The organism is Vibrio sp. D420a (assembly GCF_030248625.1).
Classification (GTDB): domain Bacteria; phylum Pseudomonadota; class Gammaproteobacteria; order Enterobacterales; family Vibrionaceae; genus Vibrio; species Vibrio fortis_A.
This window is the reverse complement of sequence record NZ_JAHGAN010000002.1, coordinates 481,324-498,996: the sequence shown is the minus strand read 5'-3', so window position 1 is coordinate 498,996 and position 17,673 is coordinate 481,324. Positions and strand designations below refer to the sequence as shown.

Genomic DNA, 17,673 nt, shown 5'->3' with positions numbered 1-17,673 from the left:
ATTTGAACATAATTCAAGCTATCAATTGAAATTTGTAACTAAAGGTTCATTTGAGTAAAGCAACGTAAAGTTTCGGCGTCTTTTCTCAGTATTTAGCTATACTGAACAAAACGTTAACTCAGGTTTGATCTAATGAAATTGTTCGCTAAATATTCACTTTCCCTTGTTGGTTTATTGGCTGCGAGTAATGCTGTAATGGCAGCACCAACGATTGTCCCTTCTCCTCCTAGCCTGGGCGCAAAAGGCTATGTCTTAATGGATTTCAACTCAGGTGAAGTCCTAGTTGAAAATAATGCGCATACGAAATTGAATCCTGCGAGCTTAACCAAGTTGATGACCAGTTACGTCGCTGGTCAAGAGATGAAGCGTGGTAACATCTCAGCGGACGATAAAGTTAGAATCAGCGAAAACGCGTGGGCCAAAAACTTCCCAGATTCCTCCAAGATGTTCATCGAAGTTAATACCAATGTCGATATGATGGATCTCTACCGCGGTTTGATTATCCAATCGGGCAATGATGCCAGTGTGGCTATTGCTGAACATGTGGCTGGCTCTGAAGGTGCCTTTGTCGACCTAATGAACTCATGGGCGGCGTCTCTTAACCTAGAAAACACGCACTTTGCAAATGCTCATGGACTCGATGCTGAGGACCTTTATTCAACACCTTACGATATTGCGTTGTTAGGTCGTGCAATTATTCGCGATCTACCAGATGTTTACGGTTTATACAGTGAGCGTTCGTTCAGCTATAACGGTATCACTCAGCATAACCGTAATGGTTTGCTGCGTGATCGAAGCATGAATGTTGATGGTATGAAAACGGGCTACACCTCTGGCGCGGGCTACAGCTTGGCGAGTTCTGCAACACAGGGTGAGATGCGTTTGATTGCGGTAGTCATGGGATCAAGCAGCATTAAAGGTCGTGAATCGGATAGCAAACAGCTGCTGAGCTACGGTTTTAGATTTTTCGATACACTAAATCCACATCAAAGCGGAGACTTGATCTCAGAAGAGAGGCTATGGTTTGGTGAGCAAGACACACTTAAGCTCGGTGTCGACCAAGATACTTACATTACGCTACCAAAAGCAGACGGCAAAAAACTATCAGCGTCGGTTGAACTGACTTCTGATTTGAAAGCACCGATCGAAAAAGGTCAAACCTTGGGTGTGGTTCACTACACCGTTGATGGTGAAGATATTAAGACTCAACCATTGGTCGCGTTAGAGTCTGTACAAGAGGGGAGCTTCTTCAAGCGAATTCTTGACCATATCAAGCTGTTCTTTACTAACTTGTTCTAAGCTTTGACTTCGCATTATCCTGCATGAGCTGATTTGCGAAGTTGGGCAATTAGCTGTTACTTGATGACGAATGGACCTTTTGTATTCTACATCAGAGTGTAAAAGGTCCATTTTTTACTGCATCAACTCTTAGTCGATAGCATATTCTGCGAAGTAGTCTGCAAGGAAATCGATCAAGGCGCGCAAGCGAACAGGAAGGTAGTCACTGGAGTGATAGAGCAGATACATAGGGAGCTTTTGATGGCTCCAAGGCTGTAACACTTCGATCAATTGACCCTGCTGTACCCACTCTTTTCCCATCCAACTTGGCAAGGCACAGATCCCCAGGCCAAGCCTACTCATATTCAGTAACGTTTCTGGACTGTCAGTCGAGAAGCTTTCATTAACTCGAACTTTTGTTTCGGTTCCTTTCGAGTCTTTAAAGATCCAGTCGCTGGATGGCTTCATCAGCGAATATGTAAGGCATTGATGGTTAATCAAATCCGCTGGTGTCTCAGGCAAACCATGGCGCTCCACATAATCTGGCGAAGCGTAATAATGAACATGATTTTTAAATAACAGCTTTGCTTTTAAGTTTGAGTCACTGAGCTGAGAGGCTCTAATCGCAAGATCAATCGTGTGATCATTTAAATTAACGAAGCTATCGCTGACACTCAGATTAATCCTGATCTTTGGGTGTTGAACCATAAACGCCTTGAGTGCGCGAGTGAGGACTTGGTTTGAGAAGGCTGAGGGGGCTGAGATTTTTATTTCTCCCTCAACGGATTGAGCCTCCCGAGTCAACTTAGCTTCGAAACTGCTCATCTCGTCTAATAGTCGCAAACAGTATTGTTGATAGTCTCGTCCAGCCGGGGTTAATGAGATCTTTCGGCTATTACGCTGAAAAAGGGTGAGCTTTAAGTTGTTCTCTAGCCACGCAATTTTTTTGCTCACAGCACTCTGAGTGGTGTCGAGCTCTTCGGATGCCAACGTAAAGCTGTTGAGTCGAGCGGTAACAACAAACGCCTTAATACAGTCAATTTTATCCATTTTGCATTCCATTTGGGAATCTTAACTATCTAAATATTAGCATTTAACCAGTTAGTTAAGAATGTTCAAATGTCGTCAGTGTTTTAGAAAGCAGAAATGAACAAGGTGGGTAGTATCATGAACGTAGTGAGTATTGTATTGATCGTGTTTTTTATGTTGGCGAGTTCAATTAAGACGTTAGGGTGGCAGAAAAAGGTATTTGAAACTCAGTTGGCGTTTTTTAAGAACTATGGGTTAAACAGACAAATCATGTTTGTAGTAGGGTGTTTAGAGCTTACTGGCGCGGTGTCTCTGTTATTGGGCTTGGTTGGATGGGTACCTGAGTTAGTTGTGTCTTTGGGGGCGTTATTATTGGCTGTAGTTTCAATCGGCGCGATATTCTTTCATTTACGCTTTGACTCATGGCAGGCTGGGATACCTGCCATGGTGACGCTTTCATTATCAAGTTATGTTGCTTATCCATTGATTGCGCTGTTTCATTAGGAGCAGCGTCAATAAGTCAAACCTCTTAGCTTGTTAGAACTCGCTGGGTACTTCGAATTCGATCCACTCCCCAGTTGTTGGATGCACCAGTTTTAAGTAGCCCGCATGTAAATGGAGGCGGTCGCGTTTATAGCCGTACAGGTCATCGCCCGTAATTGGAGTGCCTAGACCATCAGGGTGAGCACAATGAACACGAAGTTGATGCGTTCGTCCTGTTTTAGGGTAGAGGTGAACCTTGGTCTTGCCGTCACCTCGACGTACCACTTGCCAATGGGTCTCCGCTTTTTTCCCGTATTGATGACAAACCAATTGTCTTGGGCGGTCGGTGATATCGCCTCGTAATGGCAGGCTGATATCACCACTTTCACCTTTGATGTCCCCATCAAGTAAGGCGGTGTAGCGCTTCTCGACAGTCCGCTCAATAAATTGCTTTTGGATATGGCGGTTTGATTCCGCTGTGAGCGCAAGTATCAATAAACCTGAAGTCGACATATCTAGGCGATGTATGATGAGTGGTCCCGTTGCGTCTGGGTATCGCGCTTTAATCCGAGAGTAGACGGAGTCCTCGATAAACTTCCCTGGAACAGACAGGAATTCTGCAGGCTTATTCACCACAACAATCTCTTTGTCTTTATAAACAATATCGAAATGCTTACCAACTGCTGGGTTCACGATTAGAGGGTTATCTTCTAACTCGATGCCTTCAAGATGATGCTCCAGAATTTCGAAACTTCGGCTCTGACAAACTGGGTATAAATTGCCATGCTGACGTATTTCTTGACGCGGTGGACGACCCCACCAGAACTCGGCAAGAGCAAGTGGTTTTAGGTTGTGTTTAAAGGCGAAATTTAGGAGTTTTGGTAGGCAACAATCACCAGCCCCCTCTAGAGCCTCTTTACCGTTCAAAAGTTCCAACAGTGATTTGGTCTGATTATTCGCATTGAGAAAGTGATAATGCGACAAGCGCTGTTCTTCTAGTTGCGCAGAAAGTTCAGAATATTGCTGGCGTTGATCGCGAAGGGTGGCGTCTATTGTATTTATGTTTGATTGCAGCTCAGCGATCGCTTGTTTCCATTGAATTCTCAAAGCCTTGAGATCACGCTTCTCTTGACTGCTTTCTGCACCTAACTGCTTGAGAAGGTCGCTGTTTTTAACAGTGTGCTCAGAGTTGTCCGAGCTTGATTGTATAGACGCTTCATAGTTAGCACGAAGAGCATCGCGTTGTGCTTTGTTCGCTGCCATTTGCTTTTGGAAGTTGGCAATTTCCGTTGCAGCTTGTTCTTTAGATGATTCGAGTCTGGTATGAAGCTCAGCAAGGTTATGGCGTTGTTCGAAAGTCTCGATCTGTTTAGCTTGCGATGTAACTTGGTCGATTAAACTACGGCACTCTAGTTCGTATTGGGCTTTCTCAAAAGCAGAAGGCACAAATTCAATTGAAGACAGTGAGACAACAAGGCTTTCATCAAGTGCTAACCCTCCATGCGCCGCCAAATAGCCAAGTTCACCTGTGGTTGGGTCTTGTGTAAGCAATACTGCATAGAGCTGACCAAAAGAGTCTCCGTCAATATCTGCTTTTTGTAGGCGTGATTGCAAATCGAGCATCGCCAGTTCACACGTTTTATGAGGCGTGTAGTAATACGGGAACGTAAAACGGTCTGGTAGTGTGTGATGGTCAGCCGGAACGGTATACAGTGGCGTGAAGTGCAAAAGACGCTGTGGCATGGGATGAACTCTTTGACGAACGATAGAGCTCGGTATTGTTGACGAAATGAAGTCAAATGAGAAGCCAAAGCAGCGCTAAAACGTACTTTGGCTTCGAGGTAGTGGTTAACTAGCCGTGTTTTTGCTCGATCTCATCCGCTTTTTGGAAACTTGGATGAGATTTAAGACGCTCGGTGTAAGCGACAAGGTTAGGATAGGTGTGTGATGCACCAAAGTTATCCATCGCTTCCACAATAAATGACATCATAAAGTCTGCACCGGTAAGAGTCTCTCCCACAAGGTAGCTTTTTCCTTCAAGCGATTGCTCTAAGTAAGCCATGATCTTACTGTTTTCGTCTTCAGCATATTGCGCCAAGAAGTTGGTTTCACAACCGTCTTTTGCCACAAAGATCTTAAGTAGAAGCGGCAGAATGCCGGAGCTTTCTGCAAAGTGAAGCCACTGACTGTATTCGAGGTGCTCTTTAGTCCCTCTTTGTGGTGCAAAACGACCATTACCGTATGTTTCAATGAGGTAATCTGTAATGGCGCCCGACTCAGTAATGATCATTCCTTGATCTTCGATTACAGGCGATTTGCCGAGAGGGTGAACTGATTTTAATTCAGGTGGTGCTAGAAACGACACGGAATCGCGCAAGTATGGCTTGATCTGGTAATCAACGCCCAGCTCTTCTAGTAGCCAGATGATTCGCTTTGAGCGAGACTTGTTTAAGTGGTGTAGAGTGATCATAGTTATTGCCTACTTTGCTTGATTAGTTTTAATGACGAGTTTGCCGAAGTTCTCACCTTGCAAAAGCCCGATAAAGGCTTGAGGCGTATTTTCAAATCCTTCAACCACCTGTTCTTTATATTGAATTTTGCCTTGTGCTAGCCAATCTGCCATTTGAGTTGCGAACTCGTTGTAACGGTGTGCGTAGTCATCAAAAATAATGAACCCTTGCATCTTAATGCGCTTCACTAGCAGCATTCCCATCAGTGCCGACATGCGATCAGGACCGTCTGGAAGTGATGTTGCGTTGTATTGAGAGATCAGGCCACAAACAGGTACGCGCGCACCTGTGTTTAGCAATGGCATAACCGCATCGAAGACTTTTCCTCCTACATTTTCGAAGTAGACATCAATGCCTTTGTCGCACGCTGCGGCTAGCTGTTCTGCAAAGTCTTCTGCTTTGTGGTCGATACACTCATCAAAACCAAGTACTTCTTTAGCATGGCGACACTTTTCTTCCCCACCAGCAACACCAATAACTCGGCAGCCTTTAAGCTTACCAATTTGACCCACAGTTGCGCCTACTGGCCCTGTAGCCGCTGCAACTACAAGAGTGTCCCCTTCTTTTGGCTGACCGATATCGAGTAAGCCCATGTAAGCGGTGAAACCTGGCATACCCATGATGCCGAGGGCGAAAGAAGGGTGGCTCGGTTCCATGCCCAGCTTTACTAAGCCTTCACCGTTCGAAACGCCGTAATCTTGCCAACCGGTATATGCCAATACCCATTCGCCAACTTGATAATCTGAATGCTGTGACTGTTCTACTTGGCAGACTGTTGCGCCAACCATCACTTCATCAATCGCTACCGGTTCTGCATAGGATTTTGCGTCATTCATTCGACCACGCATGTACGGATCAAGTGATAGGTAAATAGAACGTAGTAGAACCTCGCCATTTTTAATGCTTGGCACTGCGGTGGTTTCTAGTCGAAAGTTGTCTTGCGTAGGTGCGCCAACGGGGCGAGAGGCGAGCACGATTCTTCTGTTGTTATCAGTCATTGGATATCCTTAATGATCGCTGTTAAATATTAGACCAGTCGTCTAGTTTTGATTTCTAAAAATCCCGCCTTTTTATACGTAGACGGTAAAATACGTAAGCGGGAGAGTCGTTGTTATGTTCGTGTCATTTGAGTGACTAAGCTAGTGCGATGATACGTTTTGTCTCGTCAAAAGCACTGTCTAACGTGTCTGGACTTTGGCTCAACTTGCTTAAAAGACTAGCGCCTAACCAGAGCGAGTATAGATTCTTAGCAACTTGTTGGTGGTCCATCGAAGTGATAGAACCTTCTTTAACGCCATTTTCTAAACACGTGGCCATTTGCTGAACCACACTGTCAGCACCTTTTTGCAAAGCGAGTCGCATTGAATCAGAAAGATCGGATACCTCTGCTGAGAGCTTCACAACCAAACATTTGTGAGCGTTGCAAACACCGTTTTGCGTATCACGCCAGCGAGATAGATAATCGAGCAGCCGCTCTGCATGATCACCTTGCCCGTGTACCAAGATAGACTCAATTCTTGTTAAGTAACTATCAAAGTAGTGCTCAATCAAGGCCTCACCAAAAGCTTCTTTTGATTTGAAGTAGTGATAAAAAGAGCCTTTTGGAACATCAGCAGCCTTAAGCAGTTGAGATAACCCCACAGCCGTAAAACCCTGATTTACGATAAGCTCGTAGCCGACATCTAAAATGTGTAGGCGTGTGTCGTTTGTTTTCTGATTCATGGCGATACTATAAATAAAATTAGACCAGTCGTCTAGTTGGTTGGTTTTCTTTGACTCTATCTATGATTGGGTCAGAGGCTGACAAAAAATCGGGATGAAGGTTGGTTACTGATTGGCATAAAAAAGCCCTGCATTACTTGGCAGGGCTGTCACTGTTTCGTTAGCAGGTTACTTGATTGATAGTAGCTCTACGTCGAAGATCAGAGTTGCTGAAGGTGGGATTGGACCTGTACCACCTTTGCCGTAGCCAAGCGTGCTAGGAATAAAAAGGCGAACTTTTTGGCCCTCAACCATGTAAGTTAGACCTTCCTGCCAGCCTTTGATTACTTGCTTAAGTGCAAATGTGATCGGCTCACCACGCTCTACTGAGCTATCGAAAACTGTACCGTCGATCAGAGTGCCGTGGTAATGAACCGTAACTTGGCTGTTCTTCGTTGGGTGTTCTGTACCAGTACCTTCTTCAAGTACTAGGTACTGCAGGCCGCTCTCTGTCGTTACAACGCCCGCTTTTTTACCATTTTCGATAAGGAATTGTTGGCCTTGTTCGAAGTTCTCAGAACCAGCTTTGTGGTTAGTCCAAGTACGGTAAATCATGAAACCAGCCATGATGAAAACAATAATTGGAATGACAAATTTAGACATATTGAAACCTATTTATAAAAATAATCTGTTGTTGAAAATCAACCATTAAGGCTGAGTCAAAAGGAAGTTGATGGTTTTGCCGATACCTTCCAAGTCTTGATGACCCGCAGTCAGTACTTGGTATTTACCGTTAACGATGAAGGTCGGTACTGAGTTGATCTGACCTTTTACAGAGATCTCTTCGGCTTTTTGCACGTACTCAAACAGCGCAACTTGCTGCTCTTTTTCTAGTTGGTATGGGCTTACTAAACCGCGAGAAGTAAACGCCGTTTCCAGAGCTTGCTGGCGAGCTTCTGGTGTTGCGTCGCCACCCATCTGAACAGCGGCAAATAGGTCTTCCATGAAGGCATGGTCTGGCGTGTCATTCAACTGCATTACGGCAGTGTAAAAGATCATTGCGCTGATTTGAGCGCTTTCATTAAAGGTAACATGTACCTTACCAATCTTCTGGTTAGTCAGTGATTCGATCTCAGGAATCGCGCTCTCCATTGTGCGGCAGTGGCCACAGTTAAGCGAAAAGATTTCTGTCACTGGAGATAGGTCGTATTCAGTTAGCGCAACAGGAAGCGCTTCGTATTGAACGCCGGCTTGCGGCTCATTGCTTTCACTACAACCAGCTAGGGTTACTGCGGCGATAAGAGCAACAAATAATTGGGTAAATGGCTTGAACATATAATTTACTCTAGCGTTAAAAAGTCGGTGAATTCTAACGATTTAGTGGGAATAGGAAAACAATTATAAAGTAATTAAATGCAAACAGGTCGATGTGTTGAGCAGTGAGCAGCCAATTCCCTGTTAACTGTGATCTAAACCACTTTTTGCTTGGAACACTCCATATGTCGATGAAAGGGTATAACTCCAGTGGCTTACCTACGCCTTATTCAAATGGATCGTAAGTTTGGGCTAAAGTTATAGCAAAGCCGCCGATATAGAGTTTGGTAGAAGTAATACGTTTACGTGGTGGATGAATTAATGAAGTATTTAGCACTGATTTGCAGTTTGGCGTTGGTAGGGTGTGAAGCCACCGACTCAATGGCAATGCTGGGCGGTAACATGTTGGAGACCGCACCACAAACTGACTACGATGTGATGTACCCAGAGTGGGGCGTTGTACAAGAGACACGTGTTGTGACCAATTACCGTCAAGCACAAAACTCTTCACAGAAAACCATCACCACCAATTACGGCGTAGGCATTTCTACCGATGACCCGCTTGAAGTCTTCCTCAGACAAAATCGCATTGATTACGAAGTGCTACCGGGTAATCACGTAATGGTGAAATTGAACCATCACGTGAACTTTAAAACAGGTTCGGCAATTCCGGCTCCTGTGAATGATCACTGGTTAGATACGTTAGGTAGCTACCTTTCACAGCGTTCGGACATCGATATCGTCATTGAGGGGCATACCGACAACACGGGTAACGACCAAATTAACGATCCTCTCTCAGAGCAGCGAGCGAAAGAGGTGAAAGCGAGATTGGAGCGCAATTACGTATCGAGTCAATCTATCTATACGCGTGGCTTCGGTGAATATGTTCCAGCATGTACCAACGCCTCTTCTCAGGGCAAAGCGTGTAATCGACGAGTGGAGTTAATGCTGATCGTTGCTAAATAGTCCAGCTACCACCACCTACACACAGATATAAAAAATCCCTCAACGACGAGGGATTTTTTGATTCTGGCTTTCAAGAGCAACTGTTACTTGAAGAACACATGTTACTTGGAGAACGACTGCTATTTTGAGAAAGAGTTAAGCGAAGTTCTTTTCTAGGTATGCAACGATGTCTGAAGACTCGTACATCCATTCCGTTTTGCCGTCTTTCTCAATGCGAAGGCATGGTACTTTCACTCGACCACCACCAGCTTCAAGTTCAGCGCGGTGTTGATCGTTATTTTTCGCATCACGCAGCTCAATTTTTACAGATTGACGCTTCATTGCTCGACGCACTTTTACACAGAACGGACAAGCTTCGAATTGATACAGAGCGTAGCTCTTTGCTTGTTCATCAACTTTAGATTGATCTTCAGCTGAGCGTTTAACGCCACGCGGCGTAAATACAAAGTTAAGTAGCAGAATGATGCGGCCTAGGAACCAACGGATAAACTTCATAATTATCTCTATATTTTCACAATTAGGATTACAATTCGCAGCATTATATACACAAGTCTAGAAAGATGCTCGTAACAATTGTGAAACTCTATTTCGTTCGTTCAATACTGTGCGACTTGGCGACATTAAGACCTAATCGCTTAGCAAGGCGAGTTAAGTTAGCCCTGTCGGTTTTTAATGTTCTACCGGCTTGAGCCCAGTTGAAGTTCGCTTGTTCGAGAACATCAGTAATGATGGTTCTTTGGAAATCTTCTGTTGCACCGCGTAAACCTTCTGATAGGTCAATTTCAGGCGCTGCCATTGAGCCTTGACCTTGTGTATTGGAAGCGGGTGAATTGAGCGCGAGCTCTTGATCCAGCGGCCCACAATCTTCTTTAGTGATGGTCACTAAACGTTTGTTGGTGCTTCTTGCTAATGCTTTGAGTGCCGAACGGCTGATTACGTGTTCAAGCTCACGCACGTTACCTGGCCAGTTATAACGATTCAGGAATACCAATACATCAGAGCGGAATTTGATCTGATTAATACCCAGCTTGCGTCGAGCTTGCTCTAAGAAGAATCCCGCTAGCAGGCTAGTGTCATCCCCGCGTTCACGAAGCGCTGGCACAGCGATAGGGTAAACACTCAGTCGGTGGTATAAGTCCGCTCTGAAGTTACCATCTTCGACTTCTTGTTTTAAATCACGGTTAGTGGCCGCAAGTACACGTACATCAATGGTTTGAATGTTGTCTTGGCCGACAGGCTGAATCTCATTGTTTTGTAGCGCACGCAACAGTTTACTTTGCGCGGCTAGAGGCAGTTCGCCAATCTCATCTAAGAACAGTGTGCCGCCATCTGCCAAAGCAAACTTACCAGAGCGGTTTTTGTCAGCACCAGTAAATGCGCCACGTACATGGCCGAACAGTTCACTTTCAACTAAATTTTCAGGTATAGCCGCGCAGTTTACGTAGACCAAGGGTTTGCGTTTACGTGCAGACTGATGATGTAACGTTCGAGCAACCAGTTCTTTACCAACACCGGTTTCACCATGGATGAGGATATTAAACTCAGAAGGAGCAACGACAGCGATGTCGTTTTTCAGAGCCATCATGGTATCGCTTTTACCAATGAGCTCTCCGCCTTCGCGTTCCCAAGCTTCTTCATTAAGCTCTTCTAACAGCTGCTTTGACTGTTTAGCTTGGCTCTCTAGTTGAGAGAAGGTGAGGGCCATCTGCATGGTTGAAGCGGCAATGGCTGCCAATACCTCTAAGTTGCGCGCTGGAATGTTAGCGAAAACATCTGGCGTAAGACTATCTAAGGTAAGAACGCCAAGCAGTTTGTCGCCAAAAAGAAGTGGTAGCCCCATACAAGCGTGCATTGGAAGATCGCCATCATGGTCGATCAGCAGACCGTCGAACGGGTCAGGCAGCGTGCTATCAGAGTCGAAGCGAACAGGAGTTTTAGAAGCACAAATTGCATCAAAACGTGGGTGCTCTGAAATGATGAAGCGGCGTCCGAAAGTGTCTCGACTGAGACCTTGCATAGCAATAGGTACCAGCGTATCGCCTTGGAGACTCAATAACGCCACACAGTCACAGGTAATCGTCTTACGAATCGCATCAATAAGGCGATTGAAGCGGTCTTGGTCGTTAACACCACTGGCAAGGCCGATGGTCATTTCCATAAGGGTTGATGCGGAGATATCTTGCATGATTCACTCTAACTGCGTGGGTTTATGTACATGATAGAGTCTTAATGACTCAAATAAAAGGTCTTTTTGACATTTTTATAAAGTGTATTTTTGCTCGAAAGCTAGTGATGACGGGAGTTGGGAAAGTTGGCACTGAATGTGCAAAAGAGACATCGAAGGCTAATTATACCAATGATTTATTGATGTATTTTTGATCTCAATCAATCGATGTTTATTAATTGGCTTTTGTGATTTTTTGAAATAAAAACAAGTCAAAATAACTTAGATCTCAAAAAGTCGAACAGTCATTCTTATTTTTTAAAGGTAGTCAAAGTGACACACATGTCACAAGGCTCAGTGTTCGGAGTAAATTCATGCTTAACAATGTACATATCGATATCATCAAGTCTACGATCCCACTACTTGAGAGTGCTGGCCCAGCGTTAACAACACACTTTTATCAACGTATGTTTTCTCATAATCCAGAGTTGAAAGACATTTTCAATATGACTCATCAACAAACTGGACGCCAAGGTGTTGCACTGTTTGAGGCTATTGCTGCTTACGCAAAGAACATTGAAAATTTAGCGGCGCTGCAAGGTGCTGTTGAACGCATCGCTCAAAAACACACCAGCTTTAATATCCAACCAGAACATTACCAAATTGTTGGCCACCATCTCATTGAAACATTACGTGAGTTAGCCACTGAAGCGTTTACACCAGAAGTTGAAGAGGCGTGGACGGCTGCGTATCTTTTCCTTGCTCAAATTTTCATTGATCGTGAAGGTGAGCTTTACCTACAGCGTAAACTGGCCGTGGGTGGTTGGGAAGCCGCGAGAACCTTCGTTGTAGAGCAAAAGATTGTAGAATCTGATCTGGTTAAGAGCTTTGTATTCAAGCCTAAAGACAATGGTCCAGTATTGGATTATGTTCCGGGTCAATACATCGGTATTGAAGTGAAACCTGAAGGTGCGTCGAATAATGAAATTCGTCAGTACTCGCTTTCAGATACACCAAACGGTGAAACTTACCGTATTTCGGTTAAACGTGAAGGTGAGGGCGGTCAGTTCTCAGGTCTCGTTTCAAATCACCTACATAACTCTGTAGAGGTGGGCGATGAAGTGAAGCTTTACGCGCCAGCGGGCGACTTCTTCTATCAAGAGCGTCAAAAGCCGGTAACCTTGATCTCTGCAGGTGTGGGTGTTACTCCAATGCAATCTATGCTGGAGTACTTAAGCAAACAGCAGAAAAACGAGCCAGTTCTGTACCTTCACGCATGTGAAAAAGTAGAGCAGCATTCATTTACCCAACGTGTGTCTGACATTGTTGCTGATAAAGGTTGGTCAGCAAAAACGTGGTACATGAACAAGCCTTCAACGGAGTGTGAAAACGTGTTGGAAGGTCAGATGAACTTATCTCAAGTGAGCGAAGCTGCAGGCTTCGAAGACAGCGATTTCTACATCTGTGGCCCAGTTGGCTTTATGAAGAATATCGTTGAACAGCTGGATGCGCTGAACATCGATCGCTCTCGAGTACACTACGAAGTGTTTGGACCTCACTCTCAGTTTTAGATTGAATCCTAACTTATCGCTACGAGGCCTCACATTTGTGGGGCCTTTTTTGATCGTGAAGTGGCGGATTAGGCAGTCGCTACTGGAGATCTATTGTGAATTCAGCCACTAGAACGATAACAGCACATCAAGCGAACTTCATAAAGCGGACTTGTTTGAGTTTCAGGTGAGCTCTATTCCATATAATGATATCGCTCAGAAGAGCAAAGCAATCATATTTGGGCCAAAAATACCGTTATATATCATATTGTTAATTTGAGGGTGCGGTCTAAGTAAAGCCTCAAAAGATCAACTCTTCTATTGGTGTGCTTTACAACACTCTACATGTAAGCGCGTGTAACTGCTGATATATTGCGCAATTTATAGAGTTTTAACTCTAATTTTGCGTAAGTTGTGTCCTTTTCTATTTTTTATTTCTTCAAATAAAGTTTTAGTAAATACAGGTTTGCCTAATTAGCTGATCAATTCGGTAAATCAATTGATCTGCGTAAGTTTATGTAAGAGATGTATCCTTTGTGACGCTAATCCAATCCTCCCTATGTGTCACTAGTTGCACCTTTTTGGCTGCCGTATACTGTTTTTGCCACATAAAATGAATGTTGGACACATATTCATTCAAAACAACTCAATAAGTGGTTCGAATTAAAATTAGTAAATTTGCTTGCAAATAAGTAAAAATGAGACAGAAAATGATCACTTATAACAAAGATGAACAGGTTCTTGAAATACAGATACTGGGATACAAAATACAGAGCGTTTACCAAGAAATTAAAACCGAAGAGGGGGTAATTCACGGCTACGAAGCTCTTTGTCGAGCAACTAAAAACGGTGAGGGTGTCAGTCCTAAAAAGTTGTTTAATTTTCTAGAGAAGTTGGATGACGACCTCGAGTTTAAAGTTAAATTTGCAATCAATGTAATGCACATTCGAGGCTTCATAGAGTCAGAGATTTACAACGAAGAAACCAAACTGTTTCTAAACTTTAGCCCATGTTTCTTTAGAGCTTTGTCTAAACAAGACAGTTTAATCAATGATTGCGTCAAGCATATTCTGACAACTGGTATCAAACTAGAGCAGATCGTAGTTGAGATAGTTGAGGATTACTGCCCAATCGATGAGATCACTAACTTTTACGATGGTATTAATAAAATCCGCTCTCAGGGCGTGTCACTTGCGGTTGATGACTTTGGTACGGGGTGGTCCGGTTTCTCAAGGGTTGCAGCGATCAGTCCGGACTATATCAAAGTAAGCCGAGAACTGCTGGTGGCGAGCCAGGTTGGGTTAACGGAAGAATTAGAAGAGCTGAAAGTGATTTGCGGATTAAAAAATACGATGCTGATTTATGAGGGCATTGAGTGTATTGAGCAGCTGGAATTGGCGAAGGCATACGGCTCCAATTTGTATCAAGGGTACTACTTATCTTTTCCACGTAAGCACCCATTTCAGCGCACGGTTAATCACAAAGCAAAAATCGAAAAAACGATAAAAACCAACGCATTTACTAGCATCCACCTGAAATGCTAGCTTTCGATTAGAATCAATTAGCATTTGAACAACAAACACAACACATACACTTAGGCACATGGATGTGCCACTCTCTTCCCATTTCTAGATTTCTTCTTATTCGTTTCTTCAAAAACGATAGCCGTAAGTTCGAGAGGTGATTATCCCGCGATACAATGGCTTATTTCGCTTTTTTCATGAGTTGCCTGGGATTGAACAATTCTGGCCAGTACATTTTTACGTAACCCCCTGCAACCCAAATGACTAAAATGGTTGCAATGGTGAGTTCGAAGAAACCAAATTTATGTAACCAGTACCACTGTGGATACTCGGCCCCGAAAAAGGTAGTTAACCGATGCATAGCGATCGCACTGATCACTGATGGAAAGGTTACCGCCGCGATGGAAGGCTGAAACTTCAATCTCATCAAGCGGATGTAACACAGGTAGATTAGCAGCGTCATGGTAATGGCGATACCCGCTAAAGCGCCTGTAAGAATTGGATCTGGGTGGTCGAAATTAACTAAGTAAGCTGCTAGTGACAAGTTCACCGGAGCTGCCATGATTGCCAATGTAGGTCTTGCTCTACGAGGCAAGTTCCCTTCAAACACCAAGCGATACAGCACTACTGGAAGTAAGAAGAAGTAGATACCGATACAGGTCGCTGCGAGTGTTTCTGAAAATACCGTGTGCCCAAATTGTGTACCCGCTAACGAGCTGCTGATCAAACCTACTGGGTATAAGAACCAGCTGGGAACAATGTTCGACATTTTAAAGTTGATGATCTGGAAACTAAAAAACAGCACCATCATCGTAAAGTGAAGCAACAGGGCGCAGAACCAGATAGGGTAGGCGATGATCGGTGATATCTCGGCTAGGTAGTCACAGAGGATCAACAGAGCCATGCTCATAGGGGCCATCAAGCTTCCACTTAACGGGTGGCGAATGTCGTTGATGAAGGTATTAAAACTTGTGAGATAACGAAGTAAAACAGGGACTAACAGTAGTGCGCCAACTGAAGCGAGGTAGGGACGAACGATTTCACCAATCCCCGGAATATATAGAGCCCATGCTTGTCCTAGCCCAATAACGCCAAGTGCTAACGACGCCTGAGACGGCGGCACATTTTTTACTTGGGTTAATCTTCTCCAGTTCAACGACTTGTTCCACCTTAAGTTACATATTAAACATTAGACTTATTGCTCTAGTTAGAGCGTGTAGTTGTGCTCTCAATAGATGTTAAGGGTGCTCAACTAATTTTGAGTGGATGATATCAAGATTAACGTTTGCTTTTTTGATTTTGATGCGAAATCGGGACACTAAGCACGTTGAATGTGTGCTTTTGTTTCATGAGTCTTTTGTTACTAACGTACTTCCTCTTGTTGCGGTAGATCTTGTTGTCTTAATTTCTCATTTTTTAATGTACGGTTCAGTAGTTGACTGTAAATCGGCTGGCCGCCTAACACCTGAGCAATGATTACGGCACCTAGGCACGTGATGATCAACGGTAATATCAGGTAGTAGTTATTAGTCATTTCGATAACCAATAAAATCCCTGTTATCGGGGCACGTACAGTCGCCGCAAATAGTGCTCCCATACCTGCAATCGCAAACATGCCCGGATCGATATTGAGTTCAGGAAAGAGGGCCGAAGCGATAAGTCCAAATGCGTAACCAAAGAGTGTACCAAGTGCAAGCATCGGGGCAAAGATACCGCCCGGTGCACCAGAGCCGAAACAGAGTAGGGTGGTAAGCACACGTCCCAAGAAGATAAGTAACAGCACGTTGGTACTGTAATCACCATGGGTGACATTAGGGATAATACCAATACCACCGCCAGTTAGCTCTGGAATATAGAGAAGCAATAAGCCAAAGCAACCGCCAAGCAGAGTACCCGTCATTAAGTAGCGTTTGCGGTCGTTTTTGTGTATTGCGACAAACATGTCTTGTGAAAGGGTGATCAGCTTATTGAAAATTACGCCAAAAATCCCGAACAGCACGCCTAGTAAAAGGAATAGCCACAACGCATTTAGCTCAGGTGGTTGATATTGGGGCATGGTGATAACAGCCGACTGACCGTTGATAGAGCGAAACACGATGTTGGCTGAAACCGCAGAAATGATCACGGCCTTGATAGAAATGAGTGAGTAACGAAACTGCGGTCGCATCTCTTCAACAACGAACATGATCCCAGCTAAAGGTGCATTGAATGCAGCGGCTAATCCGCCGGCGGCACCAGAAGCGAGCAAAGAGTGGCGGCTGTCGTCATCTTTTACACGAAAGATATCAGTGACCATGCGACCGATGCTGCCACCCATTTGTACCGTTGGTCCTTCACGACCTAACACCATGCCTGAACCGAGAGCGCCCATACCACCGAAGAACTTGACTGGAAGCACTCGCCACCAACGAACAGGACGCATGCCGTCCATCGCACCTTCAATTTCAGGAATACCTGATCCTGCGGCTTCGGGTGCAAAACGGTGGACAAGAAAATAGCCGATGAATGCAAAGGCTGCACTAATAAGAAATGCGGCTAGCCAAAGCGGTAGATAGCTGCCAATTTCATCTTTTAGCCAGTCGGTACGAGTTTCTGTGATGAAATGAACCGCAACTTCAAAATAGGTACCAACTAAACCTGCAAGGATACCGACGATACAAGAGAGGATTAAAACAGATACCGGGGTTTTGTCTCTGGAGAGAAATTGGTTGATAGCATCCCTTGGCATTTTTGCTAAAAAGGATTGCTTTATTTTCTCTCTGTTGGTCATTGAAACTGGGTTCCTGAGTTGGTGCGGTGGGATTGTCGTAAATTATACGCCTCCGTTACTTATCCTATAGCAACAAAGATGCAAAGTTGAATTCCATTTATGAAAGTAGCGTGCGACATAAATAAGAACTATAGCCAATACTGTGGAATCGTCGTCACAAATTTGGTCGAATCTATAGTGGCGACTTGAATTACTGCAAAAATGAACCATAGTTAAATTGTAAAGCAACATAACGAACCGCAAGGAGAAGTGAGGTTTTACACACAATTTGGATGGATTCAAAAAAGAAATTTTCTAGTTCCTCGTTAAATGTTCAGGTCGATGACAAGACTTCCTGATTCGCGAACTCACGATTGAGTAACGAGGGTAAGGCGCGCTACCGAAG

16 protein-coding genes are annotated in these 17,673 nt (G+C 44.2%); 5 read left to right on the top strand and 11 right to left on the bottom strand.

Annotation, left to right across the window (positions count from 1 at the left end; all coding sequences use genetic code 11):
* The first annotated feature begins 132 nt into the window (after window positions 1-132).
* The gene (locus KI743_RS03065; RefSeq protein ID WP_285464840.1) at window positions 133-1,299 is read left to right on the top strand and encodes a D-alanyl-D-alanine carboxypeptidase family protein; all 1,167 of its coding nucleotides are present in this window, start codon (window positions 133-135) and stop codon (window positions 1,297-1,299) included.
* Window positions 1,300-1,428: 129 nt separating this feature from the next.
* On the opposite strand, the gene KI743_RS03060 is transcribed toward KI743_RS03065, so the two are convergent.
* Window positions 1,429-2,328 carry a LysR family transcriptional regulator gene (locus tag KI743_RS03060; protein WP_285464839.1) on the bottom strand — a complete coding sequence of 300 codons (900 nt, stop codon included), beginning with the start codon at window positions 2,326-2,328 and terminating at the stop codon, window positions 1,429-1,431.
* A gap of 117 nt (window positions 2,329-2,445) precedes the next feature.
* Here KI743_RS03060 and KI743_RS03055 point away from each other — a divergent pair, with 117 nt between their 5' ends.
* Window positions 2,446-2,811: a DoxX family protein gene (locus KI743_RS03055; RefSeq protein WP_285464837.1), complete on the top strand. Its 366-nt coding sequence runs from the start codon at window positions 2,446-2,448 to the stop codon at window positions 2,809-2,811.
* A 33-nt stretch (window positions 2,812-2,844) separates the two neighbouring features.
* Here the strand turns inward: KI743_RS03055 and KI743_RS03050 are convergent, their stop codons facing one another.
* The 6 genes from KI743_RS03050 to KI743_RS03025 form a co-directional block, all read right to left on the bottom strand.
* Window positions 2,845-4,533 (bottom strand): RluA family pseudouridine synthase, encoded by a 1,689-nt coding sequence (locus KI743_RS03050; RefSeq protein WP_285464835.1) that lies wholly within the window; start codon window positions 4,531-4,533, stop codon window positions 2,845-2,847.
* A gap of 109 nt (window positions 4,534-4,642) precedes the next feature.
* Complete coding sequence (locus KI743_RS03045; RefSeq protein WP_285464834.1) at window positions 4,643-5,260, bottom strand: glutathione S-transferase family protein; 618 nt, start codon at window positions 5,258-5,260, stop codon at window positions 4,643-4,645.
* A 9-nt stretch (window positions 5,261-5,269) separates the two neighbouring features.
* Window positions 5,270-6,298, bottom strand: a complete 1,029-nt coding sequence (locus KI743_RS03040; protein ID WP_285464832.1) for an NADP-dependent oxidoreductase — start codon at window positions 6,296-6,298, stop codon at window positions 5,270-5,272.
* 136 nt (window positions 6,299-6,434) lie between these two features.
* Window positions 6,435-7,022 carry a TetR/AcrR family transcriptional regulator gene (locus KI743_RS03035; protein ID WP_285464830.1) on the bottom strand — a complete coding sequence of 196 codons (588 nt, stop codon included), beginning with the start codon at window positions 7,020-7,022 and terminating at the stop codon, window positions 6,435-6,437.
* A gap of 168 nt (window positions 7,023-7,190) precedes the next feature.
* Window positions 7,191-7,664, bottom strand: coding sequence for an FKBP-type peptidyl-prolyl cis-trans isomerase (locus KI743_RS03030; protein WP_032552689.1), 474 nt, complete (start codon window positions 7,662-7,664; stop codon window positions 7,191-7,193).
* A 45-nt stretch (window positions 7,665-7,709) separates the two neighbouring features.
* On the bottom strand, window positions 7,710-8,336 hold the full coding sequence (locus KI743_RS03025; RefSeq protein WP_150869693.1) for a thiol:disulfide interchange protein DsbA/DsbL: 627 nt from the start codon (window positions 8,334-8,336) through the stop codon (window positions 7,710-7,712).
* 300 nt (window positions 8,337-8,636) lie between these two features.
* On the opposite strand from KI743_RS03025, the gene KI743_RS03020 reads away from it, so the two are divergent.
* Entirely contained in the window at window positions 8,637-9,281 is a 645-nt protein-coding gene (locus KI743_RS03020; RefSeq protein ID WP_285464827.1) for an OmpA family protein, read from the top strand.
* 135 nt (window positions 9,282-9,416) lie between these two features.
* Here the strand turns inward: KI743_RS03020 and KI743_RS03015 are convergent, their stop codons facing one another.
* Window positions 9,417-9,776 (bottom strand): glutaredoxin, encoded by a 360-nt coding sequence (locus KI743_RS03015; protein ID WP_032552686.1) that lies wholly within the window; start codon window positions 9,774-9,776, stop codon window positions 9,417-9,419.
* Window positions 9,777-9,864: 88 nt separating this feature from the next.
* Window positions 9,865-11,466: a nitric oxide reductase transcriptional regulator NorR gene (gene norR, locus KI743_RS03010; RefSeq protein WP_032552685.1), complete on the bottom strand. Its 1,602-nt coding sequence runs from the start codon at window positions 11,464-11,466 to the stop codon at window positions 9,865-9,867.
* A 353-nt stretch (window positions 11,467-11,819) separates the two neighbouring features.
* Here norR and hmpA point away from each other — a divergent pair, with 353 nt between their 5' ends.
* Both hmpA and KI743_RS03000 read left to right on the top strand, forming a co-directional pair.
* Window positions 11,820-13,016 carry an NO-inducible flavohemoprotein gene (gene hmpA, locus KI743_RS03005; protein WP_285464825.1) on the top strand — a complete coding sequence of 399 codons (1,197 nt, stop codon included), beginning with the start codon at window positions 11,820-11,822 and terminating at the stop codon, window positions 13,014-13,016.
* 689 nt (window positions 13,017-13,705) lie between these two features.
* On the top strand, window positions 13,706-14,539 hold the full coding sequence (locus tag KI743_RS03000; protein WP_285464823.1) for an EAL domain-containing protein: 834 nt from the start codon (window positions 13,706-13,708) through the stop codon (window positions 14,537-14,539).
* A gap of 160 nt (window positions 14,540-14,699) precedes the next feature.
* On the opposite strand, the gene KI743_RS02995 is transcribed toward KI743_RS03000, so the two are convergent.
* Complete coding sequence (locus KI743_RS02995; RefSeq protein WP_172974277.1) at window positions 14,700-15,674, bottom strand: TDT family transporter; 975 nt, start codon at window positions 15,672-15,674, stop codon at window positions 14,700-14,702.
* Between the two features lie 207 nt (window positions 15,675-15,881).
* On the bottom strand, window positions 15,882-17,288 hold the full coding sequence (gene clcA, locus KI743_RS02990) for a H(+)/Cl(-) exchange transporter ClcA (protein ID WP_285464820.1): 1,407 nt from the start codon (window positions 17,286-17,288) through the stop codon (window positions 15,882-15,884).
* Between the last annotated feature and the right edge of the window lie 385 nt (window positions 17,289-17,673).

Bases quoted from the DNA above. Each gene is read 5' to 3' on its own strand.
- clcA (WP_285464820.1), bottom strand. From the start codon at position 17,288: ATGACCAACAGAGAGAAAATAAAGCAATCCTTTTTAGCAAAAATGCCA.
- KI743_RS03020 (WP_285464827.1), top strand. From the start codon at position 8,637: ATGAAGTATTTAGCACTGATTTGCAGTTTGGCGTTGGTAGGGTGTGAA.
- KI743_RS03060 (WP_285464839.1), bottom strand. From the start codon at position 2,328: ATGGATAAAATTGACTGTATTAAGGCGTTTGTTGTTACCGCTCGACTC.
- KI743_RS03030 (WP_032552689.1), bottom strand. From the start codon at position 7,664: ATGTCTAAATTTGTCATTCCAATTATTGTTTTCATCATGGCTGGTTTC.
- KI743_RS03035 (WP_285464830.1), bottom strand. From the start codon at position 7,022: ATGAATCAGAAAACAAACGACACACGCCTACACATTTTAGATGTCGGC.
- KI743_RS03000 (WP_285464823.1), top strand. From the start codon at position 13,706: ATGATCACTTATAACAAAGATGAACAGGTTCTTGAAATACAGATACTG.
- KI743_RS03040 (WP_285464832.1), bottom strand. From the start codon at position 6,298: ATGACTGATAACAACAGAAGAATCGTGCTCGCCTCTCGCCCCGTTGGC.
- KI743_RS03050 (WP_285464835.1), bottom strand. From the start codon at position 4,533: ATGCCACAGCGTCTTTTGCACTTCACGCCACTGTATACCGTTCCGGCT.
- hmpA (WP_285464825.1), top strand. From the start codon at position 11,820: ATGCTTAACAATGTACATATCGATATCATCAAGTCTACGATCCCACTA.
- KI743_RS03045 (WP_285464834.1), bottom strand. From the start codon at position 5,260: ATGATCACTCTACACCACTTAAACAAGTCTCGCTCAAAGCGAATCATC.
- KI743_RS03025 (WP_150869693.1), bottom strand. From the start codon at position 8,336: ATGTTCAAGCCATTTACCCAATTATTTGTTGCTCTTATCGCCGCAGTA.
- KI743_RS03055 (WP_285464837.1), top strand. From the start codon at position 2,446: ATGAACGTAGTGAGTATTGTATTGATCGTGTTTTTTATGTTGGCGAGT.
- KI743_RS03065 (WP_285464840.1), top strand. From the start codon at position 133: ATGAAATTGTTCGCTAAATATTCACTTTCCCTTGTTGGTTTATTGGCT.
- norR (WP_032552685.1), bottom strand. From the start codon at position 11,466: ATGCAAGATATCTCCGCATCAACCCTTATGGAAATGACCATCGGCCTT.
- KI743_RS03015 (WP_032552686.1), bottom strand. From the start codon at position 9,776: ATGAAGTTTATCCGTTGGTTCCTAGGCCGCATCATTCTGCTACTTAAC.